At 69.8% G+C, this 15,439-nt stretch carries 10 protein-coding genes; 4 read left to right on the top strand and 6 right to left on the bottom strand.

Annotated elements, in window-relative coordinates; translation table 11 throughout:
• Positions 1 to 8 precede the first annotated feature (8 nt).
• Both ABDW59_RS04360 and ABDW59_RS04355 read right to left on the bottom strand, forming a co-directional pair.
• A complete protein-coding gene (locus tag ABDW59_RS04360) occupies positions 9 to 980 on the bottom strand; it encodes an amidohydrolase family protein (RefSeq protein WP_343628262.1) in 972 nt (323 codons plus the stop codon).
• 2 nt (positions 981 to 982) lie between these two features.
• Positions 983 to 2,164: a glycosyltransferase gene (locus ABDW59_RS04355; protein ID WP_343628260.1), complete on the bottom strand. Its 1,182-nt coding sequence runs from the start codon at positions 2,162 to 2,164 to the stop codon at positions 983 to 985.
• Positions 2,165 to 2,639: 475 nt separating this feature from the next.
• Between ABDW59_RS04355 and ABDW59_RS04350 the strand changes: the two genes are divergently transcribed.
• From ABDW59_RS04350 to ABDW59_RS04340, 3 genes are all read left to right on the top strand, one after another.
• Positions 2,640 to 5,456, top strand: a complete 2,817-nt coding sequence (locus ABDW59_RS04350) for an ATP-binding cassette domain-containing protein (protein WP_343628259.1) — start codon at positions 2,640 to 2,642, stop codon at positions 5,454 to 5,456.
• Between the two features lie 86 nt (positions 5,457 to 5,542).
• Positions 5,543 to 7,369, top strand: coding sequence for a carbamoyltransferase C-terminal domain-containing protein (locus ABDW59_RS04345; RefSeq protein WP_343628479.1), 1,827 nt, complete (start codon positions 5,543 to 5,545; stop codon positions 7,367 to 7,369).
• A 3-nt stretch (positions 7,370 to 7,372) separates the two neighbouring features.
• Positions 7,373 to 8,062, top strand: coding sequence for a diguanylate cyclase (locus ABDW59_RS04340; protein ID WP_343628258.1), 690 nt, complete (start codon positions 7,373 to 7,375; stop codon positions 8,060 to 8,062).
• On the opposite strand, the gene ABDW59_RS04335 is transcribed toward ABDW59_RS04340, so the two are convergent.
• Positions 8,016 to 9,710, bottom strand: coding sequence for a response regulator (locus tag ABDW59_RS04335; RefSeq protein ID WP_343628257.1), 1,695 nt, complete (start codon positions 9,708 to 9,710; stop codon positions 8,016 to 8,018). The two genes, ABDW59_RS04340 and ABDW59_RS04335, sit on opposite strands and share 47 nt — an antisense overlap.
• The gene (locus tag ABDW59_RS04330) at positions 9,707 to 11,215 is read right to left on the bottom strand and encodes an ATPase domain-containing protein (protein WP_343628256.1); all 1,509 of its coding nucleotides are present in this window, start codon (positions 11,213 to 11,215) and stop codon (positions 9,707 to 9,709) included. The genes ABDW59_RS04335 and ABDW59_RS04330 overlap by 4 nt, the downstream gene beginning before the upstream one ends.
• A 209-nt stretch (positions 11,216 to 11,424) precedes the next feature.
• Between ABDW59_RS04330 and ABDW59_RS04325 the strand changes: the two genes are divergently transcribed.
• Positions 11,425 to 13,398, top strand: coding sequence for an ATP-binding protein (locus tag ABDW59_RS04325; RefSeq protein ID WP_343628255.1), 1,974 nt, complete (start codon positions 11,425 to 11,427; stop codon positions 13,396 to 13,398).
• Positions 13,399 to 13,506: 108 nt separating this feature from the next.
• Here the strand turns inward: ABDW59_RS04325 and ABDW59_RS04320 are convergent, their stop codons facing one another.
• The gene (locus ABDW59_RS04320) at positions 13,507 to 14,241 is read right to left on the bottom strand and encodes a family 16 glycosylhydrolase (protein ID WP_343628254.1); all 735 of its coding nucleotides are present in this window, start codon (positions 14,239 to 14,241) and stop codon (positions 13,507 to 13,509) included.
• A gap of 16 nt (positions 14,242 to 14,257) precedes the next feature.
• Positions 14,258 to 15,439, bottom strand: a 1,182-nt coding sequence (locus ABDW59_RS04315; protein ID WP_343628253.1) for a TonB-dependent receptor, incomplete at its 5' end; no start/stop codon positions are given.

Raw genomic sequence — 15,439 nt, 5'->3', positions numbered from 1 at the left:
TGCGTTCCTCAGCAGCAGATCGGCCGCCAGGGCCGAGGACGGAAGGCGCGGTCTTCATGGACACCCGCGCCCGCGAATCCCATGCCCACGCCGGCGCAGTCGGCGGCGAGCTGCGCATCCGGTGTGGCGCGCTCATCGAGCGTCGGTCTGGACTCGCGCGGCACGGCGCGCTCGGCGGCCGGCAGCCCCAGCCATGCCGCCGCGGTGCCGCTCCAAAGGCGCTCGCGGGTGTCCGCGCCCAGGTCCAGTTCGTCCATCAGATCGAAGACCCACTGCATGCGCTCGCGCACCTGCGCGCCGGAGCACGGCAGGAAGCAGTCGCTGCCGAACTGCAGCGAGCCCGCGCCCAACACGTCCAGCATCCGAGCCAGGACCTCGCGCCGGTACGGCGGCGGCGGTCCGAAGGAGATGTCGAGCCGGAATTGCGCACGCTCGTGCGGCACGCCGTGGATGCGGTCGATGAGCGCGACCGCCAGCGCCTCGTCGGTCCAGGGCCAGCCCATGTGGGCGAGCGTCACGCGCGTGCGCGGGTGATCGCGCAGGGCCTCGAAGTAGGTGGGCCGGCAGAAGCGGCCCGATCGCCCGTCGATGAAGATGCCGCTGTGGAACAGCAGCGGCAGCGCCAGCTCGTTCGCGACGGCGAAGACGGGCTGCACCCGTTCCTCATAGGGATACCAGCCGGTCGGCACCATCTTGCTGCCGCGCAGGCCGAGGTCGATGGCGCGGCGCAGGTCGTCGGGCGCATCGGGATGGCGCGGATCGACGACCGCGAAGCCGATCAGCCGATCCGGGTGCTGGCGCACCAGCCGGGCCAGGTGCTCGTTGCCGCGGCGCAGGGAGGCCGCGTCGTCCAGCGTGTAGCCGTCGCCCAGGAACGGCGCCAGCAGCACGCCGACGTCGATGCCGGCCTCGTCCAGGGTTCGCAGCACGTCGTCCGTGGTCTCGCGGCCGGTGCAATGAAGGTGGGCGTCGATGATCATGCTCAGGCCGCCCTCAGCGTGGTGCCGATGACCGGCGTGTCGTCGCGGGCCGGATGCGTGAGCTCCACCAGCCAGTCGCGCACGCGGCGCGCGCCCGCGTCCCAGGAGCTGGCGGCGACGACCGCCGAGGCCGCGCCGTGCCAGTACTCGCGCGAGGCGGCGTCCTCGGACAGCGCCTCCTCGCAGCGCGCGATGAAGCTGGCAGCGTCGTGGCCGATGCCCACGACGTCGCCGTAGAGGCCCACCACGTCGCGGATGGGCGTGCTCACGACGGGCCTCGCGCCGGCGAGGTACTCCAGCGTCTTGGTCGGACTGATGAAGCGGGTCGACGCGTTCAGCGCGAAGGGCATCAGCGCCACGTCCCATCCGGCGAGCAGGTGCGGCAGCAGCTCGTAGCGTTGCATGCCGAGCCAATGCAGATTGGGGCGGCGCGGCAGCGCGGCCTCGCCAATCTTGACGACCGGTCCGACCATGATCAGTTGCCAGTCGGATCGCTGATCGGCGATCTCCGTGACCAGGGCCAGGTCCATGCGCTCGTCGATGACGCCGAAGAAGCCCAGGCGCGGGTGGGGGATGTGGCCTTGGAGCTCGGCGGCGCGCGTTTCGAGCGCGGGCGCGGCGCCCGGTCGCGGCGGCGCGAAGTGCGCCGCGTCGACGGCGCTGGGCAGACAGTGCAGGTGGGGATGCTGCCCGCGCCGTGCCTCGTACAGCGCGGGGCCTCCGCAGAGCACGAGATCGGCCGCTGCCATCAGGGCGTTCTCGCGCTGACGCAGCTGGGCTGGCGCGTTCTTGAATGCGGACAGCTCGTCCATGCAGTCGTAGACGATGGCGCGGGGCTGCATCCCGGCGATGAGGGGCAAGGCCATGGGCGTGTAGAGCCAGACCAGGTAGTCGCGGACACCGCGCGCACCGAGTTCGCGCTCGATGAGCGGGATCAGCAGCGGCAGCTGGGCGTCGTCGAAGCCGGGAGCGGGGATCGGGGTGAAGGGGACCAGCACCTCGACATGGGGGCCGTCCGGCGGGACGACGCGTCGCGCCTCGACGCGGGGTGAGCCGGCGGGATCGTGGACGGGCTCCTCGATGAAGATGACGTCGTAGTCCGAAGCCAGACGCGACATCAGTTGCTGAGGGCGCTGGAACACGAAGTCCCAGCGAAGGTGCGAGAAGACGATGAGATGCGGCATGGGATATCCCTTGCGACGGCTCGGGGCCGGGTGGTGGGGTGTGGGGGGAGTTGGGGTGGGTGTGAGGGCGGCGCTGGCACTGGCTGTCGGTGTGGCGATGGCTCGCGGCAGGCTCGTGAAATCCTTCGAGGCAAGCGTGGGGCCCGAGCCGGTTCTTCGAGGTGAAGGACTGGGGGAAGCGCAGCGGTGGTGGCGGGGTGAGCGCCTTCGATGCGGTTGAAGATCGCGGTGCGCATCGATCGACCGCCGTCGTCTTTTGCCGCATCGCTTGCGGGTGGAGGCGATTCGTGCAATCACGCGTTGACGGGCGGGATACTCGATGGGATCGAGGTTCTCTTGGATTGAAGGTGAGAGGTTCGCGGGAGAGAAGACCCTCTCCCCTGCCCTCTCCCGCAAGCGGGAGAGGGGGAAGCATCTCCTGACCAGACATGCATTCCCATCCTCCCCAGGCACCTCGCTTGCGAGGGAGCTCCTGATGGACGCCGCCCCACCCCGCTCCGATCCGGCCGCGACCGCCGCGCCGCCTGATCGCTCCGCGACCCGCCAGGTCTTCGCCGGCCTCGCGCAGGCCTTGTGGCGTTGGCGCGGTCGCACGCTGCTCGCGATGCTTCTGCTGGTCTTGTCCAAGCTCGCCGCCGTCGGCGTGCCCGCGATGCTCAAGGCCATCGTCGACCACCTCACACCCGCGGTGACGAACGCCGCGACCCAATCGCCCGCCGCCTCGGCACCCGGCATCGCTGCCTCGGCATCCACCGCCCTCGCCGTCGGCCTGACCGTTCCCGTCTGGTTGCTCATCGGCTACGCCCTGCTCCGTTACGCCAGCACCTTGTTCACCGAGCTGCGCGACCTGGCCTTCGCCCGCGTCGGCAAGCAGGTCGTGGCCGGCTTCTCCGAGCGCGCCTTCGCCCACCTGCTCGCGATGAGCCCGCGATTTCACGCCCACCGCAACACCGGCGCCCTCGTGCGCGAAGTCGAGCGCGGCACCGACGGGCTGGGCTATCTCCTCGGCGCGGGCGTGTTCACCGTCGTCCCGACGGCGGTCGAGTTCGGCGCGGTGCTGGTGATCATCCTCAGCGGCTACGGCGCCAAGTTCGTGCTGATCATCGCGGGCAGCATGGCGGCGTACAGCGTGTGGACGGGCTGGATGACCCGCCACCGCGTCGCCAGGCAGCGCGTGATGAACGAGCACGACACCCGCGCCCACGGCCTGCTGGTCGACACGCTGCTGAACTATGAAGCGGTGAAGACCCATGGCCGAGAGGACAGCGAGCGCGACCGCTACGGCGGCGTGCTCGCGCAGTGGGTCGAGGGCAGCGTCGGCAGCCAGCGGACGCTGTCCACGCTGCACCTGGGGCAGGCCGCGATCATCGCGGTGGGCGTGGGCGGCGTGATGCTCCTGGCCGGCATCGACACCGTCGCGGGCCGGATGAGCATCGGCGATCTGGTGATGGTCAATGCCTATCTGATCCAGGTCTTCCTCCCCCTGAACACGCTGGGCTTCGTCTTCCGCGAGACACGCGACGCACTCCTGAACACCGAGCTGCTCTTCGCCCTGCTCGCGCGCGAGCCCGACATCCGCGACGCCCCCGACGCCCGGCCCCTGACCCCGGGCGACACCACGGTGCGTTTCGACGACATCCGTTTCGGCTACGACCGCGAGCGTCAGATCCTCAAAGGCCTGACACTGGAGATCCCGCACGGGCAGACCTTCGCCGTCGTGGGCAGCAGCGGCTCGGGCAAGTCCACGCTGGCACGGCTGCTGATGCGGCTCTACGATCCCGACGCCGGCGAGGTCAGCATCGGCGGGCAGCCGCTGACCGGCGTGTCGCAGCAGAGCCTGCGCCAGGCGATCGGCGTGGTGCCGCAGGATCCCGTGCTGTTCAACGACACGATCGCCTACAACATCGGCTACGGCCGGCCCGGCGCGGCGCTTGAAGAGATCCATGCCGCGGCACGGGCCGCGCAGGCCGACGAGTTCATCGGTCTGCTGCCCGAGGGCTACGAGACCCGCGTGGGCGAGCGCGGCGCCCGGCTGTCCGGCGGCGAGAAGCAGCGCGTCGCGATCGCCAGAGCCTTCCTGAAGAACCCGCCCATCGTCGTGCTGGACGAGGCGACCTCGGCGCTGGACACCAAGGCCGAGCGCGCGATCCAAGGCGCGCTGGAGCGCGTGGCGCGGGACCGCACCTCGCTGATCATCGCCCACCGCCTGTCCACCATCGTCGGCGCGGACCAGATCATCGTGATGGACCGCGGCGAGATCGTCGAGCGGGGCCGGCACGATGAGCTCCTCGAGCGGCGCGGGCTGTACGCGCAGCTGTGGGCGCTGCAGCGTCAGCAGCAGGAGACCGAGACCCTGGAGCGGCGCCTCACGCAGCACCCGGTCAACCTCGCGGGGCTGCTGGTGCTGAGCCTGGACGGGCTGCGCCAGACGCTGGCCGAGGCGGACGTGGATCTCTACACCGACATCGACCTGGACGTGGCCAGCGTGCATGGCGACGCCAGCCGCCTCGCGCGCGTGGTGCAGCTGGTGTGCCTGCTGGCGCTGCGCGGCGCCCGGGGCGGCCGCATGGAAGGTCGACTTCACCGCGCCGACCGGGCGAGCCAGCTGACAGTCGGGTATCAGGGCCGGATCGACGCGGATCTCGGCCCGCCCGACACGCTGGAGCTGCGCACCCTGGTCAACGAGGCCGGTGGCCATCTCGCGATCGAGCGCGATCCTGCCGCGGGCCTGCAGCAGTACATCGTCGACTTCCCGCTGCCGGCGCTGGCCAACGCGCCGATGTCCGACGATGAGCTGCGCGCGGCGCCGCCCGAGCTCGCGCACGCCGCGCTGGAGGCACGCGAGACCGCTCTGGAGACCAGCTTCGGCCTGGAAGCGCACCCGCTGGCCGGTCTCCACGTGATGTGCGTGGACGACGACGAGGACGCGCTGGAGTCGCTGGGCCAGCTGCTGGAGTTGGACGGTGCCCTGACCGAGCGCGTCGACTCGGGTCACGAGGCCTTGCGCCGCCTGACCGCGCGGCCGCCCGAGGCCTGGCCCGACGCGCTGGTCTGCGACATCGCGCTGGGGCCGGAGGACGGCCACGCCGTCGTTCGCGGCGTGCGGGCGCTGGAGGCGCGGCGCGAGGTGCCGCTTGGCCGACGTCTTCCCGCCATCGCGCTCACCGGCCTGGCTCAGCCCGAGGACCGTCTGCGCGCGCTGGTCGCCGGCTTCCAGCGCCACATGGCCAAACCCGTGGTGCCCGAGGAACTGGTGCGCGCGCTGCACGATCTCGCGCACGCGCCGGCCTGACGCCGCGCCCTTCTTCCCCGATCGCTCGGAACCTCTTCATCCCTGGAGCCCCCATGACCGCCAACGCCTCGTCGTCCTCATCCCCGATGCCGAACCTGCCAGCCACCCGCACCCGCGGGCGTGAGGCGCCCGCCCGTCCGCTGCTCACCCTGGGCATCAACGCAAGCTTCCACGACTCCGCCGCGGCGCTGATGCGCGATGGCGAGGTCATCGCGGCCGCCGAGGAGGAGCGCTTCACCCGCGTCAAGCACGGCAAGCGCCCGCTGCCCTTCACGGCCTGGGAGCTGCCGTATCACGCGATCGACTACTGCCTCAAGGAGGGCGGCGTCACCCTGGCCGACATCGCCCATGTGGCTTACAGCTTCGATCCCCAGCGCTTCCTGGGCGACCGCGCGCCGGAGGGCCGATTCACGCTGCCCTTGCAGCCGTCGGACTTCGACGCGGGGCCGTGGGAAAACCCCTGGGATCCGCTCTTCGCGGCCTACGTGCTGAGCGCGCCGCGCCTGCTGACCGACGCGGTCCCGCACCACCTGCGGCGCCGCTTCGCCGGCGTGAAGCACGCGAACGCGCCCTACCGCTGGCATTTCGTGCCGCATCACCTGTGCCACCAGGCCAGCGCCTTCCTCGCGGCGCCCTTCTCCCGCTGCGCCGTCATGACCCTGGACGGCCGAGGCGAGCAGGCCAGCACCTGCTACGGCGTCTACCGCGACAACCGCTACGAGCCGCTGGGCGAGGTCCAGATCCCGCATTCGCTGGGCCTGCTGTACGAACGCGTGACGACCTACCTCGGCTTCCTGCACTCGAGCGACGAGTACAAGGTGATGGCCATGGCGGCGCTCGGGACGCCCAAGTACGCGCACGTGCTGCGCGAGCACCTGGTCGTCGAGGCCGACGGCCAGTACCGCAACCTGCCGCTCGACCTGGTCAAGCACTTTGGGCCGGCCCGTGTTCCCGGCTCGGAAATGTCGGAGGTCTATCTGGACCTCGCCGCCTCGCTGCAGGACGTGCTGGAGGAGACGGTGCTCCAGCTGGCCGTCTGGCTGCGCGAGCGCACCGGCGAGGACCGGCTCGCGATGGCCGGCGGCGTCGCGCTGAACTGCGTCATGAACGCACGGCTCCGGGACGCGGGCATCTTCCGGCGCGTGTGGGTGCAGCCGGCCGCCGGCGATGCCGGCACCGCGCTGGGCGCGGCGCTGTGGATCGATGCGCGGGAGCGCCTGGGCAGCGTCGGCACGACGGCCGACGTCGGCAACGGTGCCGAACTCGCCCCGCGGCGCTGGGAGATGGATCACGCCTACCTCGGCCCGGCCTTTGCGGACGAGGAGATCGAAGCCCTGCTGCAATGGTCCAAGCTGCGCTACCGCCGGGTCGAGGACGTCGCGACCGAGACTGCGACGCTGTTGGCGCAGGACAAGATCGTGGGCTGGTTCCAGGGCCGGATGGAGTTCGGGCCGCGCGCGCTGGGCGCCCGCTCGCTGCTGGCCTCGCCCGTGAATCCGAAGATGCAGGCGCGGCTCAACGAGCTCAAGGACCGCGAGGACTTCCGCCCCGTCGCGCCGGCGGTGAACCGCGAGGACCTGGCCGACTGGTTCGAGCCGGCGCAGGCCAATGAAGGCGAGTCGCCGTTCATGCTCTTCGTCTATGACGTCAAGCCGGGACGTTCCGAGCGGATCCCGTCGGCGCTGCACACCGACCACACCGCGCGGGTGCAGACGGTGGACGCGGCGACGAATCCCGTCTTCCACGACCTGCTCAAGGCGGTCGGCGAGCGGACCGGCGTGCCCATCCTTGTAAACACCTCGTTCAACGTCCGCGGCGAGCCCATCGTCGGCACGCCCAAGGCGGCCATCGAGGCCTTCTTCAGCACGCCGCTGGACGCGCTGGTGATCGGGTCCTTCATCCTGGAGAAGTGAGCCATGCACGACCAGCCTGCGCAGTGGATCTTGATGGTCTTCGTCATCCCGGTCTGGCTGCTGGCGGGCGTCGCCGACTGGATCTGCCACCGCGCGGCCGACATCGGCCACACCGCCGGTGCCAAGGAATCCCTGATCCACCTGCTGATGTTCGCGGAGGTCGGCGTCCCCGTGCTGGCGGGGCTGTTCCTGGAGATCAATGCGCTGGTCCTCGCGGTCATGCTGATCGCCTTCCTCGCGCATGAAGCGACGGCGCTGTGGGACGTCCGCTATGCCTCGAGCCGGCGCGTCGTCGGCCCGATCGAGCAGCACGTCCACAGCTTCCTGGAGCTGGTCCCGCTGATGGCCATCGTCCTGGCTGCGGTGGCGCATTGGCCGCAATGCCTGGCGCTCTTCGGCGGGGGGAATGAGGCGGCCGACTGGTCGTTGAGGAGGAAGGAGCCGCCCCTGCCGGCGTCGTATCTCCTGGCGGTCCTCGCCTCGATCACGCTGCTGGAGATCGTGCCCTTCGTCGAGGAGCTGCTGCGCGGCTGGCGAGAGGGCGGGCGCAAGCTCGTTCCGCGCCCGCAGCACGACCACGCAGCCGGAAGCAATCTGAGGCGGCCACGGCCGGACCGCCGGGACCCGGCGGCGCTTTCCCCTGCGCCTACACCGCGGCCGCGTGCACGGCCTCCGCCAGCGCCTCGACGCTGAACGGCTTCTTGAGGATGGCGCGCGCCCCGATGGCGCCGCCGACGTTGTCCATGTCGGCATAGCCCGTGGCGAGGATGATGGGCATCGTCGGCCACGCGCTCTGCACGTGGCGGATGAGTTCCGCGCCATTCATTCCCGGCATCACGTAGTCCACGATCAGCAGGCTGGGCGGCCGCGCCTCGATGGCGCGCAGCGCCGACGCGCCGTCGGGCGCCGCGGCGACCTGGTGCCCCAGCAGCTCCAGGCTCTGCACGATGGACTGGCGCACCTCCTCGTCGTCCTCCACCACCAGGATGCGCTGCGCCGGCGTGACGCGCCGCTGCGGCGTCGACGTGGGCTCCCGGCTCAGATCGGCCCGCACCACGGGGAAGCTCAGGTGGACCTGTGTGCCCTTCCCCGGCTGGCTCTCGATGCGGGCGTCTCCCCCGGACTGCCTGGCGAAGCCATAGACCTGCGACAGCCCCAGTCCGGTGCCGTTGCCCATGGGCTTGGTGGTGAAGAAGGGATCGAAGACCTTCTCGATGATGGAGGCCGGAATGCCCGAGCCGCTGTCCGCGATCGTCAGCCGCAGCCCGGCGCGCTCACGTTGTTCACCGTGGTCGCCGCCTTCGCCCGCCTTGCGGCCTTCGGAGGCGCCGCTCGTCGCTGCCGTTTCAATGGTGATCATGCCGCCTTGGGCCATCGCGTCGCGGGCGTTGACCGCCAGATTGAGGATCGCCATCTCCAGCTGGTTGGGATCGACCTGCACGACGGGGTGCGGGTGCTTCAGGGCCAGGTCGATCCGGATGCGCGAGCCCACCGAGGTTTGCAGCAGCTCCTGCATGCCGTGGAGCAGCGCATGCACGTCGGTGGGCTGCGGCACCAGCGACTGGCTGCGCGCGAAGGACAGCAGCTGCTCGGTCAGCCGCGCGCCGCGCCGCACGGTGCGCCGCGCGTTCTCCACGATGCGCCCCGCCGGGTCGGGACAATCCAGCCGAGCCAGCAGGTCGAGGTTGGTGCCGATGACGTGCAGCAGATTGTTGAAGTCATGCGCGATCCCGCCGGTCAGGTGGCCCACCGCCTCCATCTTCTGCCCCTGCAGCAGCGCCGCCTGAGCGCGCTCGCGCTCGGCGATCTCATTCATCAGGCGGTTGTTGGCTTGGGAGAGCTCACGCGTGCGGTGATCGATGCGCGCTTCCAGATCGCGATTGAGCTGCGCGACCGTGCTGTGCGCCTGGGCAAGCTCCGCCAGCATGGAGCGGTTGACGTACTGTCGGCTGCGCGCCCGCACCGCCGCCTCCACGGCCGTCTGCAGCGTGTCCGGGCTGAGCGGACGCTCCAGCAGGATGACGTTGCCCAGCAGGTGCAGCGAGGTGGCCGCGTTGGCGGGGCGGCGCCCGGTGCGCTTGCCGGTGAGCACGACAAAGGGGAAGTCCGACCAAGGCGGCTGGCTGCGCAGCCAATCGTCCATCGGGCTCCCGGGCGCGACGAAGAAGGCCTCTTCCGTCACCACCGCCGCGGCCGCGCCCTCATTGAGCGCAGCCAGCAACTGGGCAGGCGTGCGCACCGGATGGGCAGGCGCCAGGCGCCCCACCACGTCCGAGACCACCTGCGCATCCCGGCCGAACGGCGTCAGGACGAGGACTCGGTGCTCCGGCGATCCGCTCATGCGCTGTCGCCGTCGCGGTCGCGGTCGCCATCGCTCAGGAGCGCGATGGCGCCGCCGTAGCGGGCAACGCCTGACACCACGCCCTCAAAGTCGCTCAGGGCGACGCCGACCTCCACCCCTTGATCGCCGAGGCGGAACTCATGGATGGAGCTGGAATGCCGGTTGGTGCGGCTCTTGGTGACGGAGATCGCCTTGAGCAGGTTGCCGCGCGCCTCGAAGTAGCGGAACAGCACGACGGCGTCGCTGAGATAGCTCAGGTCGACGTCGAGCTTTCCCTGGCCCAGGATGCCGTGCTGCCCCAAGACCAGAATGGTCAGGACGCCGCGCTGGTTGAGGTAGGTCAGCAGCTCATGCATCTGCAGCATCAGGAACTTGCCGCCCGGCATCGCCTGCAGATAGGCGTTGAGGCTGTCGATCACCACGACGCGCGCGCCGTCCTGCTCCACGGCGCCGCGGACGCGGGCCGTGAACTCGCCGGGCGTGACTTCGGCCGGATCGAGCGCGCTGAGCAGGAATTGCCCCTTGTCGATGAACTCCTGGACGCCATAGCCCAAGGCGCGCGCTCGGGGCATCAAGGTGCCCAGGCCCTCGTCGAAGAGGTAGTAGGCGGCCTTCTCGCCGCGCCGCAGGGCGGCATGCACGCACGACAGCGCCGTCGTGGTCTTGCCGACGCCGGACGGCCCGAGGAACAGCGTATTGCTGCCGCGCGCCAAGCCGCCGCCCAACGCGGCGTCGAGCGCCGCGTTGCCCGAAGAGGCGTTCTCCGGCTCGAACCCCTGGTGGTGCTCGGCGGCGACCAGGCGCGGGAACACCTCGATGCCGCCGGTCTTGAGGCTGAAGTCGTGCTCCCCGCTGCGATAGCCGATGCCGCGCATCTTCGCCACGCGCAGGAAGCGCTTGTCGGCGCCGTACTCGCCGACCTGCTGCTGCAGCCAGACCACGCCGTGCGCGATGCTGCGCAGCTGCATGTCGCCGGCCGCGGCGCTCAGGTCGTCCAGCATCAGCACCGTGCAGTCATGGCGCGCGAAGAAGTGCTTGAGCGCCAGGACCTGGCGCCGGTAGCGCAGCGGCTCCTGCGCGAGCAGGCGCATCTCGGACAGGCTGTCGAACACCACGCGCGCCGGGCGTCTGGCTTCGATGCGGTCCATCACGCCTTGCACGGTCTGGTTCAGCTCCATCTCGGCCGGGTGGATGATGGACTGCTCGGCCTCGGGGCCGAGCTGGTCGGCGCTGACGAGCTCGAACACCTCGATCAGGGGGTGGTCGAGGCTCCAGCCGTGCGATTCGGCGACTTCGGTCAGCTCCTTGGCCGTTTCCGACAGCGTGACGTACAGGCCGCTTTCTCCGCCGGCCACGCCGGCCAGCAGGAAGTGCAGGCCCAGCGTGGTCTTGCCGGTGCCCGGCTCCCCCTCGAACAGATAGAGATGGCCTTTCGGCAGGCCTCCCTGAAGGATGTCGTCGAGTCCGGAGATCCCGGTGGAGCATCGTCGGTTCGCTTTGGACATGAGGGGCCCGGGCAAGCGACGCGCCCGCCGGTCGGCTTTTGGGGCCCCCTGACCTCCGGCGGTTCGCGGGCTGCCTCGCGCCAGGCCGCGCGCGGGTCTCCCGTTTGCTGACTCCCTCCGTCGCGTTCTCGTCGGCCTGTGCCGACGATGACAGATACTTCGCGCCCATGCCGCCGTACAGCACGATCACCGGAAACTGAGGACGACAGATGCCGTATCGAGGCTTCGTGGAGGAAGTGGCCAGCCCCCGGCAACGGCGGCTGTGCTTGATCGGGTGCGTCGCGGTCCTGACCTCCGTGACCTTGGCCTTGCCGTACGCGGCCGTGCAGTTGCCGCAGCTGCCGCACATCAGCGGCATGTACGGGGCGGCGACAGCCATGATCGATCTCGCGACCTTCTGGCTGCTGATCTCAGCGCCCCGCCCCCAGCGTGCCCACATCGTCCTGGCGGCGGCCTATCTTTTCGCCGGCCTGATGGCCGTCCTGCACGTGCTCACCTTTCCGGGGGCGGTCTTCGCGGAGGGGCCGGTGATCGGATCGCCCCATGCGGTGAGCTGGCTCTTCGTCGGCTGGCGGGCCGGCTTCGCGCTGTTCGTCGCCTGGGCGGCGCTGGCGGAGCCGCGCGATGACGCCGGCCCCGACGCCTCCAGCACCTTCCCGCTCGTCCTGGCCGTGCTGGGCGCCGCGGCCATGGCCCTGGGCGCCCAGCTCACCGACGCCGCGGCCGTGACCGTCGTCGGGGGACGCTCTCTCTTCAGCCACATGAGCGTGGTCGGCTCCCACGTCAGCGCCGCCGCCGCCGCCATGGCCGTGGTGGTGATCTGGCGTCGCGGACTGCTGCGCCGCTCGATCTTCGTCTGGCTCGTCTTCGTGCTGGTGGCGGAGGGGTCCGGTGTGTGGCTGAGCACCTTCAGCGGCCAGCGCTATTCGCTGGCCTGGTACATGACCCGGATCGAAGGTCTGCTGGCCAACAGCGTGCTGCTGGCCTTGCTGGCCATGCATTTCCGCATCGTGCAAAAGCGCTTGACGGATGCCGTCGTCGCGCTGCAGCGGCGCACGGACGAGCTGCAGGCACAGGTTCAACGACGCGAGGCGGCGGAGACGCAGCTCGCGCGGGCGCAGAAGTTGCACGTCGTGGGCCGTCTCGGCGCCAGCCTGGCGCATGACCTGAACAACATCCTGCAGGTGCTCACCGGCCGACTCATGATTGTGGAGCGACGCGCCGGTCCCGCGGTCGAGCAGGACGTGCAGGTGATGCGTCGCAGCGTGCGCAAGGCCGAGGCGCTCACCCGCCAGCTCACGCTCATCTCGGGGCGGCGACGCAACGAACCGCGCGTGATCGCCGCTGCCGAGGTGTTGGAGGAGATCGCCGAGGTCCTGCGCTCCCTGGTGGGCACGCGCTGTCATCTGACCATCACGGCGGACGACGACCTGCCGCCCGTGGCCCTGGATCCGCTGGAGCTGGAGATCGCCGTCACCAACCTGGTGACGAACGCCTGCGACGCCATGCGCGGTCACGGCGAGGTCTGGGTCCGCGCGTCACGTGCTTTCACGGCCGACGGCGATTCGGCGCTGATGCTGACCGTGCAGGACAACGGCGAGGGCATCAAGCCCGAGATCCTGGAGAAGGTGTTCGAACCCTTCTTCACCACCAAGCTGCGAGGCCACGGCACCGGCCTCGGCCTGGCGCAGGTGCACGGGTTCGTGACCGGCAGCGGCGGCACGGTGGACGTGCGCAGCCGCCTCGGCGAGGGCACGACGGTCACGATGCGCTTCCCCGCCGCCCTGGCGACGCCCGAACAGGAGGGCGCAGCGCTGGCGCCCGCGCCGCGGTCGGTCGAGGGTCGGGTGTTGCTCCTGGTCGAGGACAACCCCGATGTGCGCGAGTCCTCGGTCCAGCTGCTTGGCGCGGAGGGTCTGGCCGTGCGAGCGGCGTGCGATGGCGACGAGGCGCTGGCTGTGCTGGCGTCGGGCTTCAGCCCTGATTACCTCGTCTCAGACATCGTCATGTCCGGGTCCATGGATGGCGTGGAGCTGGTCAGGGAAGTCCGCAGGCGCTTTCCCGCGATCAAGACGGTGCTGGTCACCGGCTACAGCGACGTGGCCGAGCGGGCGCGTGAGGAAGGATTCCCGGTGCTGCGCAAGCCTTACGATCTCGCGTCGTTGCTGGCCGCGCTGGCTTGATCGCACAAGGCGTCTGAGAGCGGACGGAGATCTCCTCGAATGCCGGCCGCGCCGCCGCCCTCGCCCGGCTTGAGCGCCGGACGAGGCGGACCGTGCCGGCGAGCGCGCTTACTCGACCTTGACCCAGTCGTAATACGCCGGCCCGCCCCCGCCGTTCCATTGACCGACGAAGCCGACGGCATCGGGGCTGTTGTCGCCGCGCCAGTGGTTGAGCATCAGGCGCATCGGCGTCGACACCGAGATGATCTGATGCCGGATCGTCGTCTCCCCGCCCTGCGCGTTCACGCTGAACCAGCGCACGAAGTTCTCGCGCCACTCGAAGCCCAGCGTCTGCCAGCCCGTGGCGATCGGGTACTGCGCATAGTTCTGCACCCCGTTCTTCCACACGTTGGTGTGCAGCACCGTGCCGCCCTTGATCAGCTCGATGTCGATCTCGAAGTGGCTCGCCGTGCCCGCCGTCCCCGTGTAGAGGAAGAACGAGGTGTTGCCGCCGGCGAAATTGCTGGCCTTCAGGCGCGTCGTGAACTTCCCGTAAGTGAAGGACTGGTTCGTGCGGATCTCCCCGCACCGCCCGGTCCCGCCGTTGACATTGAGCACCAGGTTGCCGCTGTCCTTCCAGACCTCGCTGTAGGCGAAGCCGCAGCCGAAGGGCGCGCCGTTGTGCCAAGTCGCCGTCTCCCATGCCGACCCGGCGCCCCCGGTGCCATCGAAGCCGTCGAAGAATCCCGCCGCGCTCGCGCCGCCTGTCGCGCTCGCGCCCAGCGCGGCGAGCAGCAGCGCGCGCACGATCGCGTTCTTCCTCGCGTTCTTCGTCGCGTCTTTCTTCATCACGCTTTTTTCCATCGTTGTCTCCTTGGGGTCAGAAGTTGACGCGCGCCCGTACACCGTAGCTGCGCGCATCGTTGAGGAAGCGGACGTTCAGGCTCGAGCCCACCAGCGCCTTGGTCGAGGCCTGCTCGTTGGTGACGTTGCTGGCGAAGGCCTCGATGCGGTAGCGGTCCAGCGTGTAGCCGATCCCCAGGTTCAGCGTCGCGTAGCCCTTCTGCCGATCCGGGAAGCCGGCGGCGAGCGCGCTCGTGGCGGTGCCGTTGAGCGTGACCACGTCCAGCTCGTTGTACTGGGTCAGGTAGTAGGACGAGCGATAGCTCACCAGTGCTTGCCAGTCCAGCTTGCCGGGGCCCAGCGCGAAGGCCTGCTGCAGCCGCGCCGACAGGTTGACCTTGGACGCCAGCGGCAGCTCGTTGCCCGCCAGGTTGATCTGCGGCGCCTTGCCGCCCTGGCCGTAGTCGATGGCGCGCGCATCCGCCACCACCGCGCTGCGGACCTTGGTCTTGAGCAGCACCGCATTCAGGTCCAGCGAGAAGCCGGCCGGCAGCGGCATGCGCAGCTCGCCCTCCAGCCCGTACAGCCGCGACGCGCCGATGTTGCGGTTCACCAGCGAATAGCCGTTGCAGGTGTTGGGCGTGACCTGCGTGTTGACGTTGATGCAGGCCAGGTCTTGGAAGACCTGGTTCTTGTAGTCGTAGTAGAAGCCCGACAGATTGACCACCGCCCGGCGGCCCATCAGCTCGAGCACGTTGCGCGAGCCCATCTCCAGCACGCTCAGCTTCTCCGGCCCATAGACCTCGGGAATGGGCGAGGTGGCGAAGGTGTCGTTGAAGCCGCCGGCCTTGTGACCGGTCGAGAACTTCGCATAGACCATCGCGTCGCGACCCAGGTCGTGCTCGACGCCGACGCGGAAGTCGTTGTACTTGGCGCTGCTCGATCCGTACTGCTGCGTGGGCAGCTGCCAGCTGTTCACATACGAGAAGCCGCCGTTGGTGCCGGCCGGATTGGTCAGCGGGCAGGACAGTCGGCCGTTGTCGTTGACGTCCGGACGGTCGATGCACAGCCCGTTGGGATTCGTGCCGTTGGCGATCGGGCCCAGTTGTTGGCCGACCAGATCGCGCCGGCCCGCCGCCAGGAAGGTCTGGAGCAGGAACTGCGCCCGCTGCGCGTCCGTGGTGATCGTGCTCATGTCGAAGTTGGGCCGCGACAGCAG

The organism is Roseateles sp. (assembly GCF_039595295.1).
Taxonomy (GTDB): domain Bacteria; phylum Pseudomonadota; class Gammaproteobacteria; order Burkholderiales; family Burkholderiaceae_C; genus Roseateles.
Note: the sequence above shows the minus strand (reverse complement) of the source record. Positions and strands in the feature narration are given on the sequence as shown.